The 9,812-nt window shown below is 45.8% G+C and carries 18 protein-coding genes and 1 pseudogene; 16 read left to right on the forward strand and 3 right to left on the reverse strand.

Going from position 1 to position 9,812, the window contains the following annotated elements:
- The first annotated feature begins 25 nt into the window (after positions 1–25).
- From OGX86_RS05395 to OGX86_RS05415, 5 genes are all read left to right on the forward strand, one after another.
- A complete protein-coding gene (locus OGX86_RS05395; RefSeq protein ID WP_071681812.1) occupies positions 26–271 on the forward strand; it encodes a hypothetical protein in 246 nt (81 codons plus the stop codon).
- Positions 272–400: 129 nt separating this feature from the next.
- Positions 401–601 carry a hypothetical protein gene (locus OGX86_RS05400; RefSeq protein WP_044700593.1) on the forward strand — a complete coding sequence of 67 codons (201 nt, stop codon included), beginning with the start codon at positions 401–403 and terminating at the stop codon, positions 599–601.
- A gap of 2 nt (positions 602–603) precedes the next feature.
- Entirely contained in the window at positions 604–963 is a 360-nt protein-coding gene (locus OGX86_RS05405; protein ID WP_044700591.1) for a RusA family crossover junction endodeoxyribonuclease, read from the forward strand.
- Positions 960–2,000 (forward strand): DUF968 domain-containing protein, encoded by a 1,041-nt coding sequence (locus tag OGX86_RS05410; protein WP_286639501.1) that lies wholly within the window; start codon positions 960–962, stop codon positions 1,998–2,000. The genes OGX86_RS05405 and OGX86_RS05410 overlap by 4 nt, the downstream gene beginning before the upstream one ends.
- A 13-nt stretch (positions 2,001–2,013) precedes the next feature.
- The gene (locus OGX86_RS05415) at positions 2,014–2,628 is read left to right on the forward strand and encodes a hypothetical protein (protein WP_044700635.1); all 615 of its coding nucleotides are present in this window, start codon (positions 2,014–2,016) and stop codon (positions 2,626–2,628) included.
- A 752-nt stretch (positions 2,629–3,380) separates the two neighbouring features.
- Here the strand turns inward: OGX86_RS05415 and OGX86_RS05420 are convergent.
- The gene (locus OGX86_RS05420) at positions 3,381–3,755 is read right to left on the reverse strand and encodes a FlxA-like family protein (RefSeq protein ID WP_044700589.1); all 375 of its coding nucleotides are present in this window, start codon (positions 3,753–3,755) and stop codon (positions 3,381–3,383) included.
- Between the two features lie 144 nt (positions 3,756–3,899).
- Between OGX86_RS05420 and OGX86_RS05425 the strand changes: the two genes are divergently transcribed.
- The 5 genes from OGX86_RS05425 (at position 3,900) to OGX86_RS05445 (ending at position 5,779) form a co-directional block, all read left to right on the forward strand.
- Positions 3,900–4,088, forward strand: coding sequence for a hypothetical protein (locus OGX86_RS05425; protein WP_044700587.1), 189 nt, complete (start codon positions 3,900–3,902; stop codon positions 4,086–4,088).
- A gap of 153 nt (positions 4,089–4,241) precedes the next feature.
- Positions 4,242–4,520, forward strand: coding sequence for a phage holin (locus OGX86_RS05430; RefSeq protein ID WP_003832349.1), 279 nt, complete (start codon positions 4,242–4,244; stop codon positions 4,518–4,520).
- Complete coding sequence (locus OGX86_RS05435; RefSeq protein WP_046670524.1) at positions 4,492–5,040, forward strand: lysozyme; 549 nt, start codon at positions 4,492–4,494, stop codon at positions 5,038–5,040. Before OGX86_RS05430 ends, OGX86_RS05435 begins: the two co-directional genes overlap by 29 nt.
- Complete coding sequence (locus OGX86_RS05440) at positions 5,037–5,552, forward strand: DUF2514 domain-containing protein (RefSeq protein WP_286639503.1); 516 nt, start codon at positions 5,037–5,039, stop codon at positions 5,550–5,552. Before OGX86_RS05435 ends, OGX86_RS05440 begins: the two co-directional genes overlap by 4 nt.
- A complete protein-coding gene (locus OGX86_RS05445; protein ID WP_000990801.1) occupies positions 5,549–5,779 on the forward strand; it encodes a hypothetical protein in 231 nt (76 codons plus the stop codon). Before OGX86_RS05440 ends, OGX86_RS05445 begins: the two co-directional genes overlap by 4 nt.
- Before the next feature lie 75 nt (positions 5,780–5,854).
- On the opposite strand, the gene OGX86_RS05450 is transcribed toward OGX86_RS05445, so the two are convergent.
- A complete protein-coding gene (locus OGX86_RS05450; RefSeq protein ID WP_213083834.1) occupies positions 5,855–6,028 on the reverse strand; it encodes a YnfU family zinc-binding protein in 174 nt (57 codons plus the stop codon).
- A gap of 141 nt (positions 6,029–6,169) precedes the next feature.
- On the opposite strand from OGX86_RS05450, the gene OGX86_RS05455 reads away from it, so the two are divergent.
- The 6 genes and pseudogenes from OGX86_RS05455 (at position 6,170) to OGX86_RS05480 (ending at position 8,032) form a co-directional block, all read left to right on the forward strand.
- Positions 6,170–6,367 carry a hypothetical protein gene (locus tag OGX86_RS05455; protein WP_044700634.1) on the forward strand — a complete coding sequence of 66 codons (198 nt, stop codon included), beginning with the start codon at positions 6,170–6,172 and terminating at the stop codon, positions 6,365–6,367.
- A 28-nt stretch (positions 6,368–6,395) separates the two neighbouring features.
- Positions 6,396–6,560: pseudogene (locus OGX86_RS05460) on the forward strand (DUF2514 family protein); the annotation flags it as partial.
- A 378-nt stretch (positions 6,561–6,938) separates the two neighbouring features.
- A complete protein-coding gene (gene cspG / locus OGX86_RS05465) occupies positions 6,939–7,151 on the forward strand; it encodes a cold shock protein CspG (RefSeq protein ID WP_000066494.1) in 213 nt (70 codons plus the stop codon).
- 10 nt (positions 7,152–7,161) lie between these two features.
- The gene (gene ymcF, locus OGX86_RS05470) at positions 7,162–7,350 is read left to right on the forward strand and encodes a cold shock small protein YmcF (RefSeq protein WP_057069020.1); all 189 of its coding nucleotides are present in this window, start codon (positions 7,162–7,164) and stop codon (positions 7,348–7,350) included.
- A gap of 73 nt (positions 7,351–7,423) precedes the next feature.
- A complete protein-coding gene (locus tag OGX86_RS05475) occupies positions 7,424–7,654 on the forward strand; it encodes a hypothetical protein (RefSeq protein ID WP_000756041.1) in 231 nt (76 codons plus the stop codon).
- 204 nt (positions 7,655–7,858) lie between these two features.
- The gene (locus tag OGX86_RS05480; RefSeq protein WP_044700578.1) at positions 7,859–8,032 is read left to right on the forward strand and encodes a GnsA/GnsB family addiction module toxin; all 174 of its coding nucleotides are present in this window, start codon (positions 7,859–7,861) and stop codon (positions 8,030–8,032) included.
- Between the two features lie 372 nt (positions 8,033–8,404).
- On the opposite strand, the gene OGX86_RS05485 is transcribed toward OGX86_RS05480, so the two are convergent.
- Positions 8,405–8,944, reverse strand: coding sequence for a cytochrome b (locus OGX86_RS05485; RefSeq protein ID WP_044700576.1), 540 nt, complete (start codon positions 8,942–8,944; stop codon positions 8,405–8,407).
- Positions 8,945–9,812: the final 868 nt, after the last annotated feature.

Here is a 9,812-nt window from a genome sequence, read left to right on the forward strand (position 1 = left end):
ATCCCGTTTGCATGGGGGAGTTTAAGTGAAAGAAAAATTAGGATTGCCCAAAAAAGGCTACGCAGTCATCAGATGTCACGATGGAGTCATCGTTGCCAGGCTGCAATCATTTCCTGAGTGTGAGCGCGCCCTGATGTACCGTCGCGGTAGCATGGTGTCTTTCATGCCTCTTCAGGATAATGAAATTATTGGTACACCTACGTTGTTTACCCAGATGCTGGAAAGGGCTGGTTATCGCGTTACCCAAAAATCTGTTACACTCCCGTCATAGGCCTGAACAACCTATACCTGCTGCGCCACAGGAGAAAAGCCCCATGGCGCAAGATCAATTCAAGCAATCCCTCATACTGACGTTAACCAACGCCAGCGATTTTCTTTTTGCCGCATCCAGAGGTGCGTTATGAAGAAAAGCTGGTTTCAACATACACAACTCACCACTGAGCAGGCTGACGAACTGGAAGCCAGCTATAAAGCAAAGCAGATTAAGACCGAGCGTAGTCTGGATAATGACTTTATTCACTGGACGATCAGCGCGTTCTTGCCGGAAGCATCTAAGCCTCCTCGCCAGGACAGAACCTGGCAACAGCGGATCTGGAGGTGAATGTGAAAGTCTACGATATCACCCCAATGGGCAAGCCCCGAATGACGCGCGCTGACAAATGGAAAAAGCGTCCTGAGGTTCTGCGTTACCGGGCTTTCTGTGATGAAGTTCGTCTGCAGGGTGTTGAGCTGCCGGAAAGCGGTTCGCATGTCACCTTCATGCTTCCGATGCCAGCGAGCTGGAGCAAAAAGAAACGGGCTGAGTTAAACGGTAAACCACACCAGGCTAAACCCGATTTCGACAACATGATGAAAGCGCTGATGGATGCCATTTACGAAGATGACGCTCACATCTGGGATTCACGCGTCACTAAATTATGGGGAGAGAAGGGACAAATAATTATCGGGGAGATAGCAGAATGAGGGCGCTGCTGAAGCCGGTGGTTGCGCGTGAGCTTGGAATTGTGCTGCTCAAACCGGGCAGTGAGCTGATGTCATTATTCAGTTGTGAACGTGTGCTGGTGGAAAGCCAGCCGGCAAGCATGGAAAGGTTGCCTGCTGGCCGTGTTCCTGACGTTCGCCAGCCACTTGCCAGTGACGACTCCCTGAAGCCGTTCTTCCTGGATGAAAAAGTTATTAAGGCTGCTGGTGATTTGAGTGGCCTTGATTACTGGCTTCTGCGTTATGGCGGTAGCTGCTGCCAGTGGCCACACAGCGATTACCATTATCACGAGCTAACCACTCTGCGTCATGAACCTGGATCGGTTCTCCTGTGTGGACATTGTGATAACCATTTGCGTGACCACTACAGCGAACAACTTTCAGAGCTGGCGAGACGTAATGTTGTTAACTGGATTATTAACAGCATCATGGTGGCGCTGAATATGGATTCTTCCAGAGAGTTGTCGCTAGCGGAGCTTTGCTGGTGGGCTGTTCGTATGGGGATTACCGACGTAATTCCCGAATCAGTAGCCAGCCGGGCGCTCCGTATTCCTTCGGAAGAACATCAGTCAGTCATGCGTGAATGCGATATCAAACCGGGTGTAACCGCCACCAGCATCATTACAGCTAAAGCCAGCACAATACCCGTGAACTTGCCACCAGCGCAGGTACCTGCGGTTAAGCCCATAGTTGGTGTTCTGGTCGATCCTGAGTCCCCGCAAACCTATATGAAACGTCCAAAGCGGGTCCGCTGGACGGCCCCCAGGTATCTGGAATGGATTAAAACACAACCCTGCGAATGCTGCGGTAAACCATCAGATGACCCACTCCATTTAATTGGCTGGGGGCAGGGAGGAATGGCAACAAAGGCGCATGATATTTTTGCGATCCCCCTGTGCCGCCAGTGCCATACAGAACTACATAACGACCCGGTGAAGTTTGAGCAAAAAAATGTTCCTCAGCCGGTAATGATAATCAGAGTGCTGGATCGGGCTTATGGGCTCGGCGTTCTGGCGTAAGGAGATGAACAGGATGACACCACGTCAACGCCGCAATCATTTTGAAGCACTTGGTAAAGCCGCATCAGCGCCGCGTAAAAGCTGGCTGGGTAAATGTATCCTTCTTACGGGGATCCAGTCCGGATGGATTAAATCCTTGCTCACTACCTGGGGGGAAGGGGTGGGAGGAAAAACAGCACCACGTATGCCGCGAGGACACGCGTGCTGGAATGTGCTTAAGGGACGGAACTGGTCAGATAAGGCGTTAGAACGCTTCACCGCAGCGTTGAACCAGGCTCGTGAAGAGGGATTCCGTGGACAGCAGGCGATGAACAGGGCACATAGCATTCTCTGGCCACAGTCAACTGCCAGTGTGATTGATGAAGCTCTGCATAATGATGATGTCGATTTTGTTGAACAATGCGTATTGCAGGCGCTGGATATAAACGATCCGGTTTATGTTGTTGGTCTTCAGTATTACACCACCCGAAAAAAAATATCAGACATAACCCGGGAGCTGCAGGCGATTGCGCCATGGTTAACCGACGGGGAGGCGAGAAAGCGTGTGCGATGGTGCCTGGAAATATTCAGAGCAAAAACATTCCTTGCGGTTCGTAACCAGATGAGAGCTGGGTTAGAGGATGGTTAGTCATACCAAAAGAGGAGCTGACCGGGAGACTAATGAGTCTGTAATTCGAAACAAAAACCCCGGTCAGTAGCCGGGGGAACTGGCTATTACTGACGATTCTGTTTAAACCGCTCATAAATCTTAATACAGATAATAGCAACGGCGTAGAAGGGCCACAGAATGGAGGTTATCACCGTATCAGCCAGGTCAAATTCGAGGCCGTGTACTCTATCCCCACGAACTAACAAAGCAAACATTGCGATGAAACCCGCGATATATATGGCCAAGTAGTGATAAAGGCTCATGATAATTCCATTTATTAGGTTTTGCCCTGAGTCTACGTGCGATAACCACACAATTAAAATTGGTATTACAGATCAATTTTCATTTATCGATCGTTCAAAACGATCGTTTTGCAACAAGTAGCTCATTGATTGAACGATATTTGTACAAAATGGCAGCGGGAATTAGCTATAAGTGCTTTATGACGTAAAAACGTTTGAAAACGGGCCAACAAAGTGAATAATTAATTCATGCTTGGCAGAGCTGCGCCACGATGGCAGCGACGAAAAGCGAACAATTTGAATATAACGAGAACCCCGCCAGCGCGGGGTTTTTGCTTTCCGGCGATACGACAGGGGTATTCGCGAGGTGTATTACACCAGTACCCCTGTCATATCGCCGAGCTGAAATCGTTAACTTGAAAACAAGTTCTCACAATGCTCAATGCTTTGTCGTTTCTAGCTCAGAGGAAAAATGAGAGGGGGCAACTGCTAAACGTAGACATCAATATTTTTAGTATTATTCCCTGCAACGTTCGAACTTGATTTGTCACTTACCGTAGGTAATGCTTCCGATACCATTTGGTTTTTTTCTGCTTCTTGTTTTTGTAATTGAGCAATTTTTGCGTATATAGACTCGATTTGCCTTTGAATCATCTCCATCTGCTGTTTAAGCAGTTTTGCCTCATCTTCGGAGGTTACTTCATTTATTTTTGAACCCATGGCGCTGAGTTCTTTTGTCAACTCTCCAATTTGTTTTTTCAGGTTTTGAATTTGTTGTGAAACAGAGTTGCCAGTACTTGAAGATGTTTGTTTTACTGTGCTTTGCAGTATGTCCTGACCCAAAGTGCTAACGGTCATGCTCATGGTGGTTCCTCCGGCCTTACATTTATTACCCATTATCGTCATCTTTCGAAATTACTTTATTAGCAAAGGTTAAGTTGTGGTTTCCTGCACCACAGCATTATTTGTGCCGCTCTATACTATCTGCTGAGTATCGCGGAGGAGCTTATGAAAGAGGGCTATTACTGGATTCAGCATGTTGGCATTGTACAGGTGGCGTACTACACGAATGACACTGTTGATGATCTGGAGACGGGTAAAACAATCACAGGTGTCTGGCATCTGACCAGAGGCGATGACATTTGCCATAACGGTGAAGCAGAGGTGTTAGAAGGTCCTCTCTCTCCACCATTGTAAACAACTGTACTTACTTCGAGGCTGCCGCATGGCGGCCTTTTTCATTTCAGGCTCACGGGAATCATCCGCTACGTGCTTTGTTGATAAATCCAGCCCGTGAAGCCTGACCCTTTAATCACACACAGCGCCATCCGAAGAATCGGAGGTGAGGCTATGACCAGAATGAGCACCATTTACAGCAGACTTTCATATGGAACAGGAACCACGCTGACCGGTTGCGGTGTATCAGCGAAGGCATATGCCGAAACAGCTAAAACAGCAAAAGAGGTGTCCTGGATGTTGGCCGACAGAATTGCAGGGTTAAGCCTGAGTGACTGGGCAATTATTGTCGGTATTGCATGCACCGTTATCACCTGTGCTGTGAACTGGTATTACAGGAAAAAGGAAAGGGAGGACCGGCTTAATGGCAATGTCACCAAAGCTGAAGAATAAACTGAGCGCAGCGGTCGTTGGTCTGATTCTTGCGGGAGCCTCCGCGCCAGTTATTCTCGATCAGTTTCTGGATGAGAAAGAGGGTAATAGTCTGACGGCGTATCGCGACGGCGGAGGGCTCTGGACGATTTGCCGTGGCGCCACGATGGTTGATGGTAAGCCAGTAGTTCAGGACATGAGGCTTTCTGCTGAGAAATGTGCCCAGGTAAACGCCATAGAACGCGACAAGGCGCTGGCATGGGTTGAACGAAATATAAAAGTTCCGTTGAGTGAGCAGCAGAAGGCAGGTATCGCTTCTTTCTGTCCTTACAACATTGGTCCAGGCAAATGCTTCCCGTCAACGTTCTACCAGCGTATCAACGCCGGAGATACAAAAGGGGCATGTGAGGCGATCCGCTGGTGGATTAAAGACGGTGGCCGCGATTGTCGTCTGACCAAAGGCCAGAAGAATGGTTGCTATGGACAGGTTGAACGACGAGACCAGGAAAGTGCACTGGCGTGCTGGGGGATAGACCAGTGAGCCTGCGCTATCAGTTTATTGCCATTTCTCTGCTGGTGGCCATCGCATTCATCGCGGGTAGTGTATGGAGCAGCCGCGGCTGGGAAAAAAAGTGGGCGGAACGTGACAGCGCGGAATCATCGCGAACAGCGAACGCGCAGACCGCCGCCCGCATGATTGAGCAAGGGCGCATAATTGCCCTTGATGAGGCTGTAAAAGATGCACAAGCACAAGCCGCTAAATCTGCTGCCACTGCTGCTGGCCTGTCTGCCACTGTTAACCAGCTGCGTACCGAAGCAACAAAGCTTGCCACCCGCCTGGACGCCGCAAAGCACACCGCAGATCTTGCCACTGCCGTCAGAAGCAAAACAGCCGGAGCCGACGCCGCAGTGCTCGCCGACATGCTCGGACGCCTTGCAGAAGAAGCTCGATATTATGCTGAGCGATCTGACGAAAGCTACCGGGCAGGAATGACGTGTGAGCGCATTTACGACTCAGTGAGGCAGTCAAACAACAACAGGGTTAGAAGATGAACGCAGAAAACCTAAGTGAAGCGTATTACCTCAATAACGATATAAAAGAACTACAACTTCAGAAAAGCATACTGGAAAGTGGTGCCGGACTTGGTGTGACAATCCAGTCTACCTATCAGGATAACGCCTTTCTTGATGCCATACGCCCGCATGCAGTGGCTGAACTTGATCGCCGTATTGTGGAGAAGAAAAAAAACCTCTCCACTCTGGGTGTTACATTCTCTTAAATGAGAACAACAATAAAAGGTTATGTCTGCTTTGCCACATTCTGAGAGTATGAGTTTTATTTGGTAGTCAATCAGTTACTTTATTGGTTTGCTTTCCGATGGAAGATAGATGTTTCCACAGAAGGGGCAAATTAACGTTATATTGTTTTTTATTCTCGACAGACTGTGCTTTGACTGGCGGGAGCAATGAGGACAAGTACTTTTCACATGGCGTAAAGTACGCATCTTGATATCTTTGAGTATCGACATGTTTATTGTCCTGGTGGGCGGTTAACAACCATACACCACATGTTGGCTAATAGCTTCTTTTATAACCGTTACGATGTAGTCGTTAGCCATAATCAATCAAGCCTCGCAATAGCGGGGCTTTTTAACAACTGAGGAATGAGCATTACAGTAGTTCTTACAGCTAAGCAGATTGAAGACCTGGCTGCCTTCGCAAAAGAAGATGGCCAGCCACAATACACCATCACTACCGGAACAATCCCTGAGTTCGAAGCGGATGATGGCGAGGTTATCCCTGAGTACACCGGGCTGATTGCCTATTCCAAGTCGCTAGAGCATAGCGTTCTACAGCTCGATAACTAACGAATCAACAAAACTTTCCATCCGCCATGACACCACAATGCTCGTAGACATGCCAGGAAGCCTGACAGAAGAAGCTCGATACCATGCTGAACGCGCTGATGAAAACTACCGGGCAGGAATGACATGTGAGCGGATTTATGAGTCCGTAAAAATACTAACAATGAACCGTAGAGGAAAAATAATAGCTCTATAAATTAAGATGTTGACGGTTTTCGTGGATAAAATTGTGAATTTTTACTATGAAGGAAATACGACTCTTCCTTGAGTCAAAATCCCTGACAACTTAGGGTGATAGATAAAGGTCTTACGCAGCATGACATAATTTTCGATTTAAGCTATTTAAATTAATTTTTATGATCAAAACCCACTGAGATTTACTTACAAAACTAAACCTTGCTATGTTTGGTTAATCATGCGTTAATGAATGTCTGGTTTGTAACGAATTTATCTGAAGCAGTCTCTGTAATAATTTTATTCCTTGTTCCTGTTGAGATTTCCTTGTTAGCTTTTCTCTCTGATAATTTTTTTCGGACCATTCTGCCCAAGGGCTTACTCAATAAAGGTAATGTTTATGTCTAATAAAATGACTGGTTTAGTTAAATGGTTTAATCCTGAAAAAGGTTTTGGTTTTATCACTCCAAAAGATGGTAGTAAAGATGTGTTTGTTCACTTCTCTGCTATCCAGAGTAATGATTTCAAGACGCTGAATGAGAATCAGGAAGTTGAATTTAGTGTTGAACAGGGACCTAAAGGCCCCACGGCAGTTAATGTCGTGGCTGTATAAGGTAACTGTTATTACTAATAATATTCACTTCAGATGTCCGTGTTGCCACGGATCTCAGTACCGAACGTCAAACTTTGATGTTACTGAAAAAAATCCTTTCGGAGCAAAATGTATTTTTTGCAAATCAACAATGATTACATTTGATAATATTGCACTGTACATTCGTTCTGGTCAGTCTTCGTTAGAATTCAGAAAATAAATTTCAGGCTCCTTATGGAGCCTTTTTTGTATGCTGAACCGACAATCTCTGTAAGAGACATCACGGTAAAATTATGAAAAAAGTCATCGTTTTTTTTAATGCAGAACCTGCAGTTGTTGTAACCGTAATGAAAGGTATTACTACGATAATGCGTGAGTTTCCCAATGGGGAAAAAGCACACCTACCCGTGATGTCAGCGGGATTTCCATCTCTGACAGGAGACCATAAAATAGTTTATGTAGCCTCTGATCGTGATGTCAGTTCAGAAGAGATCCTCGAGGCAGCATCGAAGCTTTTGAAATGAGATCTGGTTGTTTCGTGACCGACCCGGATTTTAGTACAGTGGTTTGTGTGGTCGCGAGCTCTTTTGTATGAAGATTGTACTGCAAACTATTGATAATTGAGTCTTTCTATTCTATCTTTTAAACATATCAGCGCTTATACAAGTGCTCTACGGGGAATGTAACATGCTTGGCGTTGATACGTTAGAGATCAAGAGAGGTGAACAATGAACGTCGAAGATTTAAAAAGAAAAATTGAAGCGGATATTTCTGAATTCATCACAAAAAAAATTATTGAACTCAAAAAAAAGACAGGAAAAGAAGTTTCCGATATCCAGTTTAATGCTCGTGAAAAAATGACTGGGCTTGAAAGCTATGATATTAAAATCACATTAATCTAATTGTTATAAGATTCAGTTCGAGTGAAAAAGCATTATCTTGAAAGGTAATGCTTTTTTATTTCTGTCATAAAATTTAGAACGTTGTCAAAGCCTTCACTTCTAACCACAGATTTTCTGCTTACCTTTTAACGGGTCCTCCTTGACGATTCTGACCATCGAGGGGCAGCAGCGGCGCGGGATTTGGAGCATTTTTGATTCTTCACGCAACCATTTCAGCATTTGATGCTGATGACGGAACACTATCCCCGAATACACTGGGTTTGTTGCATTCTCTGATTCAAAAGAACACGGTGTGCTTCAACTTGGCTGAGCAGGCATTACAGCAGACATTCACTGAGTGCCTGCTGTAATGTTAAACATTAAAATTTGTATTTATTTCTTATCGTTACAATCAGGGATCATCCTCAAAAGAGTGTTATCTTTCTGGACGTAGTGATGGAATAACGCTGCACCAGCATGCGCTGCGATTAAAAAATATCCGATGTTTGCCAGTGTTTCGTGAGTATCTTTGATAAGTGATTTTGTTTCCCCGTCAGGAGTAACGAACGATGCAACGTTAAAACCTAATAAACTCCAGTCCTTTCCACCGTAAGCCATAATTGCAATACCTAATAATGGTAGAGCCAAAAAAGAAATGTACAGCAGGATATGCATTATTTTAGCAGCCATCATCTGCCAGGCTGGTGGGGGGGGAGTGATAGCTGGATCATGATACTTATGTTTAATAATTAATCGTATTATCATTAAAAACCAGACAAACACCCCAACATTGTAATGTGTTTCTTTCATGAGAAGGTAGGTGTTACTGCCTTTGGGAAACCAGCCACGAAGCTCCATAGCTGCATAGGTTATCGCTATTAATATCAGGGTTAGCCAGTGTAAGCGAATCTGAAGTTTTGAGAATTTGACCATTATTCTTGCCTCAAACGGTGTATTACATCGACCATAAATCATGAAGCTTAACAAATCCTTATTTTTGTTGAGAGATTAAGAGTTTGTTATTCCAGCGATCTCACTTGAATGTTTTGATAATAATTCTCATTTTTATTTCTTTCTGATAATCCTTGATGTTACGGGGCAAGAACCACGCTGATTCTCGCTATTTATGAGAACTTTCAATCAACTACTGGTTCATTTTTACTTTCCGCCTATTACACAATTTGTATCCAACAAACAGGACTATGCCGATGCCAGCACGTGCTAAACGCCCATGCCGACATAAAGGGTGAACCAGGGAATGAAACAGGGAGTGATAAACCTGATACCCCCTGGACCGGGGAAGGCGGGGATACTGGTAAGGGGCAAAAGTCGAAGGTTAACCAGTATGAGCAACTGCGGCGTGAAATCGAAGCGGCGCATGCCTCCAGTCTCGGACGTATCAACCTGCAGGAGCAGGAAAGCGCCAGAAAACTTCTTGAAGCCGCCCGCGCTGACGGAGCCAGCGAGGCTGATATTCAGAAGACTTTGCTGCTGAATGCTGAAAACTATCAGAAACAGCGCCTCGAACTGGCAGAACAGTATGCGCCAGCCAGAGCAACTCTTACGAAAGAGCGTGAAGCGAGCCAGGAGCTGAAGTCGCTCCTGAATGCCCGTATTCTGGATGAAAAGGAATACCAGACGGCCAGAATCACGCTGGCACAAAGTACGGCCCGCGAACTGTTACAGGCACAGGCAGCGGCAATGTCTGCCCCTCTGATTGATATCGCCGGGACGGTTGATCCGCTGGCAGAACTGCGCAATCAACTGGCCGAGCGTCAGTCACTGCTGCAGGCGTTTTACC

This window comes from Citrobacter sp. Cpo040 (assembly GCF_030332915.1).
Classification (GTDB): Bacteria; Pseudomonadota; Gammaproteobacteria; order Enterobacterales; family Enterobacteriaceae; genus Citrobacter; species Citrobacter portucalensis.

Excerpts from the sequence above, each read along its gene's own strand:
- OGX86_RS05410 (WP_286639501.1), top strand. The coding sequence starts at position 960 with ATGAGGGCGCTGCTGAAGCCGGTGGTTGCGCGTGAGCTTGGAATTGTG.
- OGX86_RS05400 (WP_044700593.1), top strand. The coding sequence starts at position 401 with ATGAAGAAAAGCTGGTTTCAACATACACAACTCACCACTGAGCAGGCT.
- OGX86_RS05435 (WP_046670524.1), top strand. The coding sequence starts at position 4,492 with ATGGCAATGTCACCAAAGCTGAAGAATAAACTGAGCGCAGCGGTCGTT.
- OGX86_RS05415 (WP_044700635.1), top strand. The coding sequence starts at position 2,014 with ATGACACCACGTCAACGCCGCAATCATTTTGAAGCACTTGGTAAAGCC.
- OGX86_RS05485 (WP_044700576.1), bottom strand. The coding sequence starts at position 8,944 with ATGGTCAAATTCTCAAAACTTCAGATTCGCTTACACTGGCTAACCCTG.
- OGX86_RS05430 (WP_003832349.1), top strand. The coding sequence starts at position 4,242 with ATGACCAGAATGAGCACCATTTACAGCAGACTTTCATATGGAACAGGA.
- OGX86_RS05425 (WP_044700587.1), top strand. The coding sequence starts at position 3,900 with ATGAAAGAGGGCTATTACTGGATTCAGCATGTTGGCATTGTACAGGTG.
- cspG (WP_000066494.1), top strand. The coding sequence starts at position 6,939 with ATGTCTAATAAAATGACTGGTTTAGTTAAATGGTTTAATCCTGAAAAA.
- OGX86_RS05475 (WP_000756041.1), top strand. The coding sequence starts at position 7,424 with ATGAAAAAAGTCATCGTTTTTTTTAATGCAGAACCTGCAGTTGTTGTA.
- OGX86_RS05480 (WP_044700578.1), top strand. The coding sequence starts at position 7,859 with ATGAACGTCGAAGATTTAAAAAGAAAAATTGAAGCGGATATTTCTGAA.
- OGX86_RS05445 (WP_000990801.1), top strand. The coding sequence starts at position 5,549 with ATGAACGCAGAAAACCTAAGTGAAGCGTATTACCTCAATAACGATATA.
- OGX86_RS05450 (WP_213083834.1), bottom strand. The coding sequence starts at position 6,028 with ATGTCGATACTCAAAGATATCAAGATGCGTACTTTACGCCATGTGAAA.
- OGX86_RS05420 (WP_044700589.1), bottom strand. The coding sequence starts at position 3,755 with ATGAGCATGACCGTTAGCACTTTGGGTCAGGACATACTGCAAAGCACA.